The organism is Streptomyces kryoterrae (assembly GCF_054072135.1).
Genome location: NZ_CM133358.1, coordinates 4,421,470 through 4,436,517 on the forward strand (window position 1 = coordinate 4,421,470; position 15,048 = coordinate 4,436,517).

Annotated in this window: 12 protein-coding genes; 7 read left to right on the forward strand and 5 right to left on the reverse strand. The window is 69.7% G+C overall.

Going from position 1 to position 15,048, the window contains the following annotated elements:
* Positions 1–120 precede the first annotated feature (120 nt).
* Complete coding sequence (locus ACW4TU_RS18890; RefSeq protein WP_457429031.1) at positions 121–330, forward strand: DUF397 domain-containing protein; 210 nt, start codon at positions 121–123, stop codon at positions 328–330.
* 99 nt (positions 331–429) lie between these two features.
* Here ACW4TU_RS18890 and ACW4TU_RS18895 read toward each other — a convergent pair whose 3' ends face one another.
* Positions 430–1,329: a hypothetical protein gene (locus ACW4TU_RS18895; RefSeq protein ID WP_457429033.1), complete on the reverse strand. Its 900-nt coding sequence runs from the start codon at positions 1,327–1,329 to the stop codon at positions 430–432.
* A gap of 102 nt (positions 1,330–1,431) precedes the next feature.
* On the opposite strand from ACW4TU_RS18895, the gene ACW4TU_RS18900 reads away from it, so the two are divergent.
* Entirely contained in the window at positions 1,432–2,217 is a 786-nt protein-coding gene (locus ACW4TU_RS18900) for an SDR family oxidoreductase (protein ID WP_457429035.1), read from the forward strand.
* A 185-nt stretch (positions 2,218–2,402) separates the two neighbouring features.
* Positions 2,403–3,971, forward strand: a complete 1,569-nt coding sequence (locus ACW4TU_RS18905; RefSeq protein ID WP_457429037.1) for a sodium:solute symporter family protein — start codon at positions 2,403–2,405, stop codon at positions 3,969–3,971.
* Between the two features lie 164 nt (positions 3,972–4,135).
* On the opposite strand, the gene ACW4TU_RS18910 is transcribed toward ACW4TU_RS18905, so the two are convergent.
* Positions 4,136–5,269 carry an ADP-ribosylglycohydrolase family protein gene (locus tag ACW4TU_RS18910; RefSeq protein WP_457429039.1) on the reverse strand — a complete coding sequence of 378 codons (1,134 nt, stop codon included), beginning with the start codon at positions 5,267–5,269 and terminating at the stop codon, positions 4,136–4,138.
* 286 nt (positions 5,270–5,555) lie between these two features.
* On the reverse strand, positions 5,556–8,930 hold the full coding sequence (locus ACW4TU_RS18915; protein ID WP_457429041.1) for a tetratricopeptide repeat protein: 3,375 nt from the start codon (positions 8,928–8,930) through the stop codon (positions 5,556–5,558).
* Between the two features lie 122 nt (positions 8,931–9,052).
* On the opposite strand from ACW4TU_RS18915, the gene ACW4TU_RS18920 reads away from it, so the two are divergent.
* Positions 9,053–9,607 carry a DUF2165 domain-containing protein gene (locus ACW4TU_RS18920; protein ID WP_457429043.1) on the forward strand — a complete coding sequence of 185 codons (555 nt, stop codon included), beginning with the start codon at positions 9,053–9,055 and terminating at the stop codon, positions 9,605–9,607.
* Between the two features lie 18 nt (positions 9,608–9,625).
* Here ACW4TU_RS18920 and ACW4TU_RS18925 read toward each other — a convergent pair whose 3' ends face one another.
* Entirely contained in the window at positions 9,626–10,195 is a 570-nt protein-coding gene (locus ACW4TU_RS18925; RefSeq protein WP_457429045.1) for a hypothetical protein, read from the reverse strand.
* A gap of 127 nt (positions 10,196–10,322) precedes the next feature.
* A complete protein-coding gene (locus tag ACW4TU_RS18930; protein WP_457429046.1) occupies positions 10,323–11,207 on the reverse strand; it encodes a calcium-binding protein in 885 nt (294 codons plus the stop codon).
* Between the two features lie 322 nt (positions 11,208–11,529).
* Between ACW4TU_RS18930 and ACW4TU_RS18935 the strand changes: the two genes are divergently transcribed.
* From ACW4TU_RS18935 to ACW4TU_RS18945, 3 genes are all read left to right on the forward strand, one after another.
* Positions 11,530–12,918, forward strand: coding sequence for a glycoside hydrolase family 43 protein (locus tag ACW4TU_RS18935; protein WP_457429048.1), 1,389 nt, complete (start codon positions 11,530–11,532; stop codon positions 12,916–12,918).
* Between the two features lie 203 nt (positions 12,919–13,121).
* Complete coding sequence (locus ACW4TU_RS18940) at positions 13,122–14,330, forward strand: AraC-like ligand-binding domain-containing protein (protein WP_457430195.1); 1,209 nt, start codon at positions 13,122–13,124, stop codon at positions 14,328–14,330.
* A gap of 200 nt (positions 14,331–14,530) precedes the next feature.
* Positions 14,531–14,941 carry a hypothetical protein gene (locus ACW4TU_RS18945; protein ID WP_457429050.1) on the forward strand — a complete coding sequence of 137 codons (411 nt, stop codon included), beginning with the start codon at positions 14,531–14,533 and terminating at the stop codon, positions 14,939–14,941.
* The last annotated feature ends 107 nt before the right edge of the window (positions 14,942–15,048 follow it).

The following is a 15,048-nucleotide window of genomic DNA, read 5'->3' on the forward strand; positions in this document are numbered from 1 at the left end:
TGGCGAGTAGCGTCGATCACGCCATCGAGTAACAAACGTTGGCGCAAACCGAACCACGAGTTCCGTATCGAACCCGCAGTCCGGTGACAGCAATTCGACAACTGGTCCACTGGAGCAAAAATGGCAATTCTGCAAGGCGTCACGGGAACCTGGACGAAGTCCTCCTACTCCGCCGGCAACGGCGCGTGCGTCGAGGTCAGGTCCACCGTGGTGACCGCACTCGCCGTACGTGACTCCAAGGTCACGGCCGGCCCGACGCTGGCGTTCCCCTCGGACTCATGGAACACGTTCGTGACCGAGGTGGGCCGGGGAACTCTCGACCCCGCCTGACACACCGTGACGACCGACAACTTCATATGCACCACCGAAAGAGCCCTCTCGACTGGCCCGCCGTCCTAGCCGAGGGGGCTCGGCCACGCCCGGCTCCGGTCACCTGAGTCGGTCCACGTACAGGTCCGTCCCCGGCACCGTCGGAATGAACGGTGCCACCAACTCCACCCGCCCCAGGCCGACTTCGGTCACCGCCTCCTCCAGGCCCGTGAAGTGCGGCTCCCAGCAGTCCCGTGGGTCCGCCTCCAGGAACCACAGCAGCGTCAGCCGTACGTCCACACCCTCGACCTGCTTCACGTACGTCATCCGGTCGCCGGGCAGCGGGGTCGGGCGGAAGACGGTGACCATCGCGGCGGGCGACCCGGCGAGCCGCTCGGGCAGGTGCCGGGTGTGCAGCCACTCCAGCAACTCCGCCCGCGCTTGGGGGCTTTCGGCGTCGATGACCTGCAACACCAGGCCCGCGTACGGGTGGTCAAGGGCGTGGAAGTCGCGGGGGCCGGCGGCACCGTCCCGGTAGACCGTCGTCTCGTGGTCCTGGAACGCCGTGAAGACGTGGGTACGGTCTCGATAGACGCGTGCGTCGCGGTTGAGGCGTTTGTTGATGCCGACGGTCCAGCGCATGTGGTCGGCGTAGCGGCCCTGAGTGATCCAGTACGTGGAGAGGTAGCAGCCGGCGGTGACCGGCTGCGCCACCGCCGACTTCTCGGGGCGGCGCAGGAGTTGGAGGTCCCGGGTCGCGACCCAGCGGCGGCCGGAGAACATCCAGGGCATGGCCATCGCGCCGGCGATGAAATGATCGTCCTCGTACCATCGGTTGTACGCGTACTCGTGGCCCGGGTGCGGTTCGACCATGGTGATCAGCGCGTGGCCCGGGTGGACGCCGTACGGGCCGACGGCCGCCAGTTCGGCGTACACCTCGCTACGGGTCTCCTCGCCCGTCCCCCTTTCGCCCGTCTCCCTCGCACCCGTTTCCCTTGCACTCGTTTCCCGTTCAGTCATTCCCTTCGCCTCCCCTTCTCCTTCTCTCCTCTTCCTTCCTCCTTCGGACGCCCATACTCTGACGCTCCGTCAGATAAACCGCCAGAGTCGGGGAGGGCTTCGATGTCGCTGCTCACAGGGAAGACCGTGGTGGTCTCGGGCGTCGGCGCCGGGCTCGGGCGTCAGGTCGCGGCGGCCGTCGTGCGGGACGGGGGGAACGCCGTGCTCGGGGCGCGCACCGAGGCGCACCTCGCGAAGACCGCCGGCGAGCTCGATCCGGACGGGGCGCGTACGGCGTACCGCGCGACCGACATCACCGACGAGGGGCAGTGCCGGGCGCTGGCCGCGCTGGCGTGCGAGCGGTTCGGGAGGATCGACGGGGTCGTCCATGTCGCCGCCTGGGACAGCTACTTCGGGGGAATCGAGGACGCGGACTTCGAGAGCTGGGCGGGTGTCGTCGATGTGAACCTGCTGGGCACGCTGCGGATGACGCGGGCCTGTCTGCCGGCGCTGAAGGAGCGGGGCGGGAGTGTGGTGTTCATCGGTACGCAGTCCGCCGTGGCCGCGCCCTCGCAGGTGCGGCAGGCCGCGTACGCCGCCTCCAAGGGGGCGCTGACGAGCGCGATGTACTCGCTGGCGCGGGAGCTCGGACCTCATCGGATCCGGGTCAACACCGTGCTGCCGGGGTGGATGTGGGGGCCGCCGGTGGAGGCGTACGTGCGGTTCACGGCGCAGGGGGACGGGGTGCCGGAGGCCGAGGTGCGGCAGCGGCTCGCGGAGCGGATGGCGTTGCCCGAGCTGGCCACGGACGGGGATGTCGCGGACGCGGTGGTGTTTCTGGCATCGGAGCGGGCTCGGGCCATCACCGGGCAGTCCTTGCTGGTGAACGCGGGTGAATTGATGCGGTAGCCGATATTCCGCCAATCCCTCAGTGGTCGCACTTTGTTCATGGACATGAACCGAGGTCAGTGCGGCGAACTTCTTTACTCCCTCTTGACCGTACGGGCTGTTGTCGTTGCCATGCCATCGAATCGACGATGAGCGGGCGCTCGACACCCCCGCTCGACTTGCTCGACGCCCCTGGGAGGGAGCACATGAACGGCCTCGACTGGACCGTGCTCATCGCGTACTTCGGTGTGATGGTCGCCATCGGTGTCTGGTCCCACAAACGGGTCGACAACGTCAGCGACTTCTTCACCGCGGGCGGGAAGATGCCCTGGTGGCTGTCCGGCATCTCGCACCACATGTCCGGATACAGCGCGGTGATGTTCACCGGTTACGCCGGTATCGCCTACACGTACGGCGTCACGTCGTTCGTCACCTGGTCCTTCCCGATCGCGCTGGGCATCGCCATCGGCTCCAAACTGTTCGCGCCGCGCATCAACCGGTTGCGGTCGCGGCTCCATGTGGCGTCTCCGCTGGAGTACCTGAAGAACCGCTACGACCTGAAGACCCAGCAGGCGCTGGCGTGGTCCGGGATGCTGCTGAAGATCGTGGACGTGGGCGCGAAGTGGGCGGCGATCGCGACCCTGTTGTCCGTCTTCACCGGCATGTCCCTCAACCAGGGCATCCTCATCACCGGTGCGATCACCGCCGTGTACTGCACGATCGGCGGCCTGTGGGCGGACGCGCTAACGGAGTTGGGACAGTTCGTCATCCAACTCCTCGCGGGCATCGCGATGTTCATCGCCGTTGTCGGCAAACTCGACGACCACGGAGGGTTCTTCGGGGTCTGGGACGAGCCTGCGCTGCAAGGGCACGGGAAGCCGCTGGTGGGCCCGTACGGCACGGTGTTCCTGCTCGCGTTCCTCTTCATCAAGCTGTTCGAGTACAACGGCGGCATGCTCAACCAGGCGCAGCGGTACATGGCCACGGCCAGTCCCCGCGAGGCCGAGCGGTCGGCGCGGCTGTCGGCGGCCCTGTGGCTGGTCTGGCCGCTGGTGCTGTTCTTCCCGATGTGGATGTCTCCGCTGCTGGTCCAGTCGCAGAAGCCGGACGGGTCCGACTCCTACGCCCTGATGACCGAACAGCTGCTGCCGCACGGGCTGTTGGGACTCGTCATCGTCGGCTTCTTCTCCCACACCATGGCCATGTGCTCGTCCGACGCGAACGCCATCGCCGCCGTCTTCACCCGGGACGTCGCGCCGGTGGTCTGGAAGCGGGCACGTACCTGGACGGACTCGTCGGGGCTCGTCGCGGCGCGGGTGACGACCGTGGTGTTCCTCGGGCTGTCCATGGCGGCGGCCACGCAGGTCAACTCGCCCGCGTTCAAGGACATCATCACCATCGTCATCAAGTGGGTGGCCGGGCTGATGGGTCCGATGGCGATTCCGATGATGCTGGGTCTGCTGCGGCCGTTCAGGCGGTCGGGGCCGACGGCGGCGCTGGGCAGCTGGTCGATGGGGCTGCTCGCCTTCTGGCTGGTGAACTATCCGATCAACTGGAGCGTGGACGGCGGGGTACCGCTCCAGTACCAGGTGTCGATCCCGCTGACCGTCTCGCTGGTGCTGTACATCCTGATCGGCTTCCTGCGGCCCGAGGACACGCCGGAGCGGTTGGCGATCATCGAGACCGTGAACACGGACGGGGACGACAGCGGGAGCGCGGCGGTTCGGGTGCCTGTTCCGCAGCAGCCCGCGGACGTGGCGCCGGTCAAGGACTGAGGGCGCGGGTGGGGTGGGGGTGGCGGTGGGGGAGTTTCGCCCCCGCCGCCCCTACCCGTCCCATCCCTTCCTGGGGGCTACGCCCCCAGACCCCCTTTCGCGCTGAACGCGCTCGTCCTCAAACTCCCCCAGAGGGGGGACCCCCGGACGGGCTGAAACGACCTTCACGCCCGTGGGTATCTGGTGAGCCATCCCGGGGAAGATCCCGCCGGGCCGTGCAGGGCCGGGCCCTGGGTCATCTCCATCGCGAAGTCGTCCGCCAGGACCAGCATCGTCGGTCGGCCCTCCAGCTCCGCCAGCCAGGCGGGCGGGAGGGCCGTCTCGCCGTGCAGGGCGCCGAGCAGGCCGCCCGTCAGCGCGCCCGTCGCGGCCGACGGGCCGCCGTGGTTGACCGACAGGGACAGACCGTGGCGGACGTCCTCGCCGACCAGCGCGCAGTAGACGGCCACCGCCAGGAGGCCCTCCGCCGTTCCTGCGCCGGCCAGGTCCGCGACCCGCGCGGGGGACGGGATGCCCTGGCGTACGGCGCCCAGGGCCCGCTGGAGGGCCTCCGCCACCTGCTGGTGGCCTGGTCGGGCCGCCAGCAGGGCCAGCGCCCGCTGCACCGCCGTGTCGAGGCTCTCGCCGCGCGCCAGACCGTGCACGATCACGGCGTACGCGCCCGCCGCCAGGTAGCCCGTCGGGTGGCCGTGGGTCTGCGCGGCGCACTCCACCGCCAGCTGCATCACGAGCTGCGGCTCCCAGCCGACCAGGAGCCCGAACGGGCCCGAGCGGGCCGCCGCCTCCGCCCCCGCCTCGCCGGGGTTCTTGGGCGCGTCCAGGGTGCCCATCGTCTCGTCGCCGAGGCCGAGCAGACAGGCGAGGGCCGGGTCGCGGCGGGCGTACAGCCACTCCTCGTGGGCCAGCCAGCCGTCCTCCTTGCGGCGCTCGTCGGGCCCCCAGTCGCTCTGGGTTGCCCGCCAGCGGCGGTAGGCACGGTGCAGGTCGGTCGGCGGGTGCCAGGCACCGGTGTCGCGGCGTACCTGGGCGCGGATCAGGCCGTCCAGGGTGAAGAGGGTGAGCTGGGTGAGGTCGGTGATCGCGCCGCGTCTGCCGTACGCGAAGGCGAGATCGGTGAGTCCGTCCGCGCCGTACGCCTCGTTGATGGAGCCGAGGGTGAGGCCGTCGAGCGGGGCGCCCAGGGCGTCGCCGAGGGCCGCGCCGAGCAGGGTGCCGCGGACCCTGCTGCGGAAGTCCTGCTGTTCGGAGCGGCCCCAGATGGCGCCGGCCGCGGCACCGGTCACGCCACCGGATGTCATCACGCCCACCTCGGACCTCCCTCACAGCATCGTTCGTACGATTGACAGCTCAGCACTGTAATCGACCGGGAACGGTCCGTTCAGGGCTCGTATTGGTATGCGGAAAGTGACAGGAGAGGGCATGAGAGGGCACGAGTAAGCATGAGTAGGCACGAGTAGGCACGAGTAGTCATGAGTGGTCCCGGCTGGTCACCAATCGAGAGCCTTACCCCCTTCCCTCTTCTCTCTGCCCCCGCGCCCCTCTCCCCCCTCTCGCCCCTCTCGTCGCTCACGCCTTGGTCCTTCGTCATTCCGCGTACCGCCCGCTGATCGCCTCCCGCGCCTCCCGCACCCGTTCCAGCCGTACGGTGAGCCGCTCCCGCTCCTCCGCCGGGCCGCCCGGCGCCCCCGCCAGCTCGCTCAGCAGGTCGGCGAGCCATGCCACGTCCACCCACTCCCTCGTCCCCGTGAGCAGGTCGGCGAGGTGTTCGTCCAGGGCCGTCCAGTCGCCGAGGCCCGCCGCGATCACCGCGTGCAGGAAGCCGGAGGCGCCCTGGGTCAGCAGGTCCCAGTCGGAGGCCAGCCGGTCCGCCTCCTGCCAGACCGGGCGGGCGGCCTCCTGGCCGCGCTCCCCGGCGACCGCGAGGGCGCGGCAGAAGACGCCGCCTGCCTCGTGCAGGCCGCACATCCGGTCCGCCGTCTCCCGGGCGGCCCGCCACTCCCCCGCCCTGCGCTGGGCGCGGGACAGCTCCTCCAGGCCGGCCGGCTCCGCGAGCCCGTGCCGCGCCGCCTCCGCGAGCGCCGCCGCCGCGTCCTCGGCGCGCCCGTCCAGGAGGTGGATCTGTGCGAGGGCGTGGTGCGCCCAGGCCCGGTCCTCGCCGATCACCAGATAGCGGTGGAGGTCGGTGCGGGCGTCCGCGGGGCGGCCCACCGCCAGCAGGGTCATGATCCGGCGCATCAGATGCCAGGCCCCGTCCGGGTCGAGCGCGACCGCCCGGTCCAGATCCGTCAACGCGTCCCCGAACAGCCGTAGTTCGTGCAGTACGGCGCCCCGGCAGCCGATCGCCCACACGCTGTCCGGGGCCAGTGCGAGCGCCCGGTCGAGGTCCGCGCGTGCCTCCTCGAACCGGCCCAGGCAGCGCAGCGCCTCACCCCGGTTCCACAGCGCCCAGGCGCTGTCGGGCTCCAACTCGACCGCCCTGTCGGCGTCTTCGTACGACGCCTCGTATCCGTCGGCCCGCCGGTGCACGACCGAGCGCTGCACCAGCGCCCAGGCGTACGCCGGATACAGCTCCAGGGCCTTGTCCAGGTCGGCCAACGCCTCGTCGTGGCGGCCGAGTCGGCTGCGGGAGACGCCCCGGCTGGCGTACGCCGACGCGTAGGCGGGGTCGAGTCGCAGGGCGCGGTCGTAGTCGTCGAGCGCGTCGGCGTCCCGGTCGGCGGCCCGGAGCGCGTCGCCGCGCTCGCACGCGACCCAGGCCAGCTCGGGCCCGAGGGCCACCGCCCGGTCCAGGTCGGCGAGTTGACCGGCCCGCTCCCCGCGCGAGCGGTGCACCCGGGCCCGCCGGACCAGCGCCCACACGTGCTCGGGGTCCAGCTCGAGGGCCCGGTCGAGGTCGGCGAGGGCGTGTTCGGTGTCGCCGGTGCCGTGCCGGGTGACGCCCCGGGAGGCCCAGGCGCCGGCCAGGTCGGGGCCGAGGGCGACGGCCCGGTCCAGGTCACGGACGGCTTCCTCGTGGTGGCCGAGGATGCGGTGGTAGTCGCCGCGTACGAAGAGGACGCGGGCGGTGTCGGGGGCCAGTTCGTCGGCGCGGTCGAGGTCGGCGATGGCGGCGGCGTAGTCGCGCTGTTCGGCGCGGGTGACGCCCCGGCCGTAGTAGGCGCGCTCCAGCTCTGGATCGAGGGCGACGGCGTGTGCGTACTCCGCGAGGGCCTTCTCGTACTCCCGGCTCATGCGCAGTTCGCGCCCGCGCAGCATTCGGGCGACGGCCTGTCCGCGTGCGTCGAGCCCGGCGCGGCCCAGCAGCAGCGCGAGCGCGCCGAGCACCCCGCCTTCCCCGCTCTCCGCGCCGGGCCCGCCCCCGTCGTCGGTGAGCACGTCGAGGAGGTCACGTCCCCAACTCCGCACCTCAGGCGCCTCGTTGTCGTCACCCGCCTCCACCAGGACGCGCGCCCACCGCCGGGCGACCACCTCCCCGTGGTCGCAGGCGTCGACGACATCCCGCAGGACGACGGGCAGCGCGGTACGGGGGGACGCGCACAGCAGGTGGTACGACTCCGCGAGCCGCAGCTCCCGCCACTCCTCCGTCGCCCACAACTCGTCGGCGGGGAGCGGCACTTCGGCCTCGGCGCGCCAGCCGGCGAAGGTGTCGGCGAGGCCGGTGTGCTGCTCGGCCCAGCGGCGCGGGGAGCGGTGGCGCTGGAGACGGAGCATGGGGGCGCGTACGACGTCGTGGTACTGGATGCGGTCGCCGCGGTCGCTCACGAACGGCAGCGACCTCAACCACCCGAACAGCAGGTCGAGTTCGGCATCGTCCCGCGCCTGCTCGGAAGCGGAAGCCGGGAGGGCGGCCCGGAAGATGTCCGCGTCCAGACGCCGGGGCAGCGCGCAGGCGAGGGCGGCGGCCTGGCGTACGGGGTCGGTCTCCCACTTCAGGAACCGTCCTACGGCGGTGGCGCTCGGGTCGCCGATGTCGTCCGGGTCGGTGGGGCGGGCTTCGGCGAGGGTCGACACCAGTACCGGCAGTCCGCCGGTGAGCCGCAGCACCTCCTCGACGACCGGCTCGTCGGTCACGCCCTTGTCGGCGAGCAGTCCACGCGCCTCGGCGTTCGTGAACGGGCCGAGCGGCACCTCGGTGACGAAGTCGGCGAAGCCGCCCCAGCGGCCGGTGTCGAAGCGGCGCTGGCCTGCGGTGACGAGGACGAGGTTGGCGGGGAAGGAGAGGTCTCCGTAGCGGTCGGTGGTCATGATGTCGTGCAGCCAGCCGTCGAGGAAGGGGCCGGTGCGCTCGTACGTGTCGAGGAACAGGACGATCCAGGGGACGGCGGCGCAGATGTCGTCCAGCTCGGCGAGCAGCACCGGGGTGAGGACACGCTCGGGCGCGAGGACGAGCTGTACGTCGTCCTGATTGCGCAGCCGGGCGGCGATCCCGGCCCGTACCCGGTCGGCGCCCTGGGCGATCCGGTCGGCGTCGAGGGCTCCGGCGAACGGTCCCACGACCGGGACGAGCCCGGCGCCGGCGAGCCCGAACCGGACGGCGGCCAGACTGCCGGCCGAGGGACTCTCGGGCTGCGGTTCGAGGCTCGCGACGGCGGACTCGGCCTCGTGCCGCCGCTCCCGATGGGCCGCGAGCAGCCGCTCAAGCTCCTTGAACCGCCGCCCCTGGGATGCGAATTGACGGCACATCACCGCGAGCGCCTCGGGAACACTGCCGACGCCCTCGTCGACGTACGCGGTGAGCGCGCCGCGCTCCTTGGCCTGCTGCTCCAACTCCCGTACCAGGAACGTCTTTCCGACACCCGCGTTGCCGTGCACATGGAAGCGGAAGCGGTGGCGTTCGTCGTCCGGCGGCAGGTCCAAGTTGGCCCGGAACGCGGCCCGTTCGGCACCCCGGCCGACAAAACCGGCGCGTCTGCGCTGCTGGATCAGCTGGCGCATCGACGGGCGCGGGGCCTGGGGCATCCGTGCGTCTCCTCGTGTCGTGGCAGGTGTCCTGGCAGGTGTCCTGGGTCAGCCACCAGTTTGGCCCAACTCATGGACAGGGGCGGGGAGACGGCGCCCGAGCCCATCCATAGAGTTACCTCATGACCACAACAGGTACCCCCCACCCCACCCGTACCGTCCACCCCCCACACACCGCGCTCACCCTCGCCGCGACCCTGCTGACGGCGACGGTCGCGCTCTACATAGCTCTCGTGGCGCTCGGCAACATCACCGACTTCGACTCGAACCAGCAGTTCGTGCGCCATGTCCTCGCCATGGACACCACGTTCAAGGACGACGACCTGATGTGGAGAGCCATCACGTCGAAGGGCCTCCAGGACACGGCGTACGTGGCGATCATCGTGTGGGAGACGCTCGCCGCGTTCGTCCTCATCGCCGCCACCTGGCTCTGGATCCGCCGCGACCTCGAACAGGCGCGCCGCGTCTCGACGTACGGCCTGCTGATGCTGATGCTGCTCTTCGGCGCCGGTTTCATCGCGATCGGCGGCGAGTGGTTCGCCATGTGGCAGTCGGACGACTGGAACGGACTGGACGCGGCGACGCGCGTGATCACCCTGAGCGGGCTGGTGCTGCTGGTGATCCACCTGCCGGCGCGTACCGCACCGCCGACCGCGGACCGGTCCCCGCAGGAGTAGCAGGAGCAGCCAGCGGCGCTACTTGACGACCGTCACCGCGGTCCCCGTGTCCCCGAAGGCCCACAGGGCGGTGCCGTCCGCCTTGGACATGCGGATGCCGCCCGTCTGCACGCCGGACACGGGCTGCGGTGAGGCGCCGTCGACGGCGTTGGAGAAGGCGATCGAGAGCCCGGAGCTGGTGGCGAAGAACATGACGTGCTCGATCGCGACGCCGTCGGAGCCGGTCCGGGCCTCGACCCGCTGCCCCACCACGTACTTCCCGGGCTCCGGGCTCACCGAGCCCGGCCACACCACGAACGTACGGCGGGACTGGTCGCTCGCGTCGACCAGCCAGACCCGCTTCTGCCCGAGCGAGTAGACGACCCGCCGCCCGGTCCCCGAACCGTCCGGCACGGCCACCGCGGCAGCCTGGCTGGGCTTGGCGGAGGGCTTCGCCGAGGCGGACGCGCTGGGCCTGATGGCGGCGGTGGCGTGGGGCTGCGGGCCCTGCTCGGCCTTCACCGCCAGTACGGTGACCGCGGCGACCGCGCCCAAGGTCAGACCGGTGACCCAGACCGATGAGGGAAGCCGTCGGGCAGCCACGGTCACGCATCTCCTCAGCAACGGAACCCGCCGCCGGGTCCTCCGCCGGGGGTCGGATCATCCTACTCCGAGACGCGCTCCGTCCCTGGCCGGACAGGGGCCGGGGACGGGTGTCGAGTGAGGGATGTCGGCGTCAGTCCTGGCGGACGACGTTGCGGCCGGGGCCGCCGCTGAGAGTGTCCTTGCCGGGACCGCCGTACAGCTTGTCGTTGCCGCTGTTGCCCTGGATGGCGTCGTTGCCGCTGTTGCCGTAGAGGACGTCGTTGCCCGGGCTGCCGTAGATCAGGTCGTTGCCGGCGCCGCCGCGGACCGTGTCGTTGCCGGTGCCGCCGGTCAGGGTCTGCCGGCCCGCGCCCCCGTAGATGAGGTCGTTGCCCGTGCCCCCGTCCGCTCGGCTTCCCTCGCCGTCGGCAGAGATCGTGTCGTTGCCGTCCTGGCCCCAGGCCCTCCCCTTGTCGTGCACGGCGATGTTGTCGTCGCCGGGTCCGCCGTAGACCAGGTTGACGTCGGTGCTACCGGTCTGGGTCGACGTGTCCTTTCCGGCGCCCAGCTCGATCGCGGTGGGAAATTTGTAATTCGTATGGTTGTTGTAGGTGACGCTGTCGTTGCCGTCGCCGAGTTTCATGGTCAGCGTTACGTACCCGTGGTCGGGGTCCGGGGGGCTCACATCGCAGGCGATGTTGGTGCGGTCTGTGGGGTCGGGGTAGCCGCAGACGTCCCCGGGGTCCTCGATCGGGACCACGTCGTCGATGAAATACATGAGGTAGAGGTTCATGCCGCCGTCGTTCCACGCCTCGACCTTCACCTTGTTGGTCTGGCCCGGCGCCGCCGTGTAGACGAAGGACTTGCCGTCAGCGCCCCTCGTCACGGTGGCCGCCGGTTCCGCGGCGCCGGCGGTGGCGGGCAGGGCGACCAGGGCGGTCAGTCCGGTGGTGACGGCCAGGGTCAGGGCCGAGGCCGTGCGCGCCCTACGGCCGAAGGAACGACTCGCGGGGCGACTTACGGGGCGAGAGGGCATGCACAACCTCCAAGAGGAACAAGCGGTTTCAACACCCCCAGGTGACTCACGGCGGATGCGGATGGTTGTGCACAAAGAATCTGCACAGCCTCGCCAGAGTGATTGACGAGCAGGGTGGGGCGATCTACCTTCTGATCGACTTTCCGAACCTAGTTCGAAATTTCGGCCATTTCGCTTGCCTGGCTGCGCTCTCCACGTCCCCATTCACCCTGTTCGACCTGTTCACCCCGCTCCTCCTCCCCCCACACACAAGCCGCGCAGCCGCTCACTCCACTCCTGGACCCGCATCCACCCCCTCACCAGCACCCGCTTGGAGACAAAGATGAGCGCAAGACCCCAGCCCTCCCGCCGTCTCTTCCTCGGCATGGCCGCCACCGCTCCTCTCGCCGCGTCCGGCGTCCTGACCCTCGGCGCCGGCACGGCCCACGCGGCCGACTCGGCGTACGTGATGTGCTACTTCACCGAGTCGACGAGCCTCGGGCTGGGCACCGACTACGGCCTCCACCTGGCCGTCAGCACCGACTCGCTCAACTGGACGCCGCTGAACCAGAACAACCCCGTGGTCACCCCGACCGCGGGTGCCCTCGGGCTGCGCGACCCGTTCCTCATGCGCAAGCAGGACGGCACGTTCGTCGTCCTCGCCACCGACCTCAAGGGCACGGACTGGTCGTACAACAGCCAGTACATCCACGTCTGGGACTCCGCCGACCTGCGCACCTTCACGGGCTACCGGCGCCTGAAACTCCACGACATGACCACGCACAGCTGGGCACCCGAGGCGTTCTGGGACGCGAGCCGGGGCCAGTACGCGGTGATCTACTCGGCGGTCAACTCCACCGGCCACAACGTGATCATGGTCAACTACACCAGCGACTTCGTCACGGCGTCGAGCCCGCAGGTCTTCTTCGACCCCGGGTACGAGGTGATCGACGGGGACATGGCGGTCGGGGTCAACGGCTACAACTACCTGTTCTTCAAGAAGAACCAGACCCTCGTCTCCGCGCGCTCCACCTCCCTCGACCCGGGCAGCTTCACCGAGTACAGCGCGGGCGTGGCACACGGCGGCACCGAGGCCCCGACGGTCTTCAAGTCGCTGTCGTCGAACACCTGGTACCTCTGGGGCGACACGTACACGCCGAACGGCGTCTTCTACGCCTGGCAGACCTCCGACCTGGCCTCCGGCTCCTGGACCGCGCTCGACCAGAAGACGTACACCCAGCCGGTCAACTCCAAGCACTGCGGCATCGCGACGATCACGACGACCGAGTACAACAACCTGCTCACCAAGTGGGGCTCCCCGGCCTGGAACCGCCTCAAGTCGTACAACTACCCGGCGCGTTACATCCGCCACGCCAACTACGTCGGCCGCATCGACGAGTACCCCTTCGACCTGTACACCGACTCGGAGTGGAAACTCGTCCCGGGCCTGGCGGACAGCACCGGGATCTCCTTCCAGTCGGTCAACTACCCGACCCGCTATCTCCGGCACTACAACTACGCCCTCCAACTCGACGTCAACGACGGCACGTCGACGTTCGCGGGCGACGCGACGTTCTACCGCACGGCGGGCCTGGCGGACAGCTCGTGGGCGTCCTTCCGGTCGTACAACAACCCGACGCGGTACATCCGGCACTCGAACTACGTGCTGCGGATCGACCCGATCTCCACGACTGCCGAGAAGCAGGACGCTACGTTCCGGGTGGGGTACTGAGGGCGGGGGCCGTCCTGAACTGGCCTGACCTGAGTGGGCCTTCGGGAGCTTGTCTCTCTGCCGGTGCCGGAGCATCACCCCGGCACCGGCAACTCCGGTGTCCTCGCCCCTCGTTTCAGTCCGGCACCGGCAGCAGCTCCGGCTGTGCCCGTCGGACACAGCCGGAGCGCCTCCGGGGGACGCCGCTGTAGTCCTCGCCCTTGATGGGCGTGCACGCTTTGGCCGGGCAGGCGAAGACGGCCGTCGACGGTTCGGCGGTGAAGGTTGCGGCGTGCTTCAGCGGGTGCGTACAGCGGCAGCGCCACCCAGTACTCATCTCGATCTCGTTCCCTTTCTTACTGGTCAGCCGATGTTTGGGTGTGCGCCATGTCGGGTTCGCCCAGCGCACCCCTCATGGAGACCTTGACGAGGCCATGATGGGGCGGGAGCTTCAGGTGATTGAGACCGTGCTGTGCAGTGAGGAGTTGCCGGTCGCCGATCGATTCGAGTGGTGGCGGGAGATGACGTCGCGCACGATCACGCCTACGGAGATCACCACTGACCACGCCGATGACTTCCGGGCCAGTGCCCGGACGCTGGAGCTTGGGGCCGTGCAGGTGTCGGTGCTGTCCTATCCGTCGTTGCGCTCGTGTCGCACACCGGCGTTGGTGCGTCGGTCGGACCCGGAGCTGTACCACCTGGCCCTGACGCTGAGCGGTGGGCAGAGTATCTCCCACTGCGGGCGTGACGCGCTGGTGGGGGCTGGGGACCTGCTGCTGTACGACTCGTCCCACCCAGCCGACGCCTGGGCCTTCCCGGATGACGGGGGCGCGGTCGAAGGGATCATCGTGAATGTGCCCCGCGCGGCGTTCCCTCTCCCTGCGGCGAAGGTTGACCGCCTCCTCACGGTGGTGTTGCCGGGAGATACCGGCATGGGGGCTCTCCTGTCGCAGTTTTTGATCCGCCTGGCACCTGAGTTCGGCTCCTGCCGCCCCCAGGACGCCATGCGTCTGGGCGGGGTCGCAGCAGACCTGATCACCGCGTTCCTCGCTCACCACGCGGACGCGGAAGACGCCGTTCCCCCCGAGAACCGTCAGCGGACGCTCATGGTCAGCATCCACTCCTTCATCGAACACCACCTCGGCGATGCACACTTGTCGCCCGCCGTGGTCGCTGCCGCTCACCACATCTCAGTGCGGTACCTGCACCGGCTGTTCCAGCAGCAGGGCACTACCGTCGGCGGGTGGATCCGGCGCGGGCGCCTGGAACGGTGCCGCCGGGACTTGGCCGAGCCTGCACTGTTCTTACGGCCGATCCACGCCGTGGGCGCCCGGTGGGGCTTTAGGCACGCGGCGGACTTCAGCCGGGCCTTCCGCGCCGCCTACGGCATGCCGCCCAGTGACTACCGGGAAGCCGCTCTGCGAGCCCGATAGTGCGTTGGCCGTTAACGGCAGTGCGCGCATCACCAACGACACTTCCGCTGCCCTCGGCCAGGCTTGGGTCGGCCCCAGGATCACGATGAGAGTCATTGGGAGGGGTGACCTGTGTACAGCAAACCCGCATCAGGTGCCGCCCTTCCACAGTGTGTGTCCCGGAACAAGCCAGTGTTGTCGCCCCGAACAAAGGAGAGATCGTGAAGTCTCATTTCCGCTTTTCGGCCGCTGCCGCCGCAGTGTCACTGGCAGCATTCGGCGCGGTGGGGGTGTCGTCCTCGCCCGCAGCTGCGGCCGTCACCGTCTCCTGTTTTGGCTACACCGGTACCGCCAACGACTACGGCCTGACCCCCGTCGACTGGTCGTGGGGGCCGGACGAATGCTTCGCCGTGGCACCCTCAGGAACCGTCTGGCACACATGGGCGGGCGCGGGTGGCTGGAAGGAGATGCCGGGCGGCGGCACGGCCCTCCACTTCACCGCCTTCTTCGAGGACTCCGTCGGCAAGGCCGTCAAGGTCGTGACGTCGGCCGGAAACTACTACTGCAACTATGACGACTACGCGACCAACACGTGGGGCGGCTGGTACAAGACGTCCACCGAACACTGCTGAGCTGACCCGCAGGGTCGCCCGTCGCTTGGAGCGGACGCCTTATACGCGAGCGTCATCGAAATACGGAACCGCCAAGGCAACGACTGAACGCCGCACTAACTCCGTTC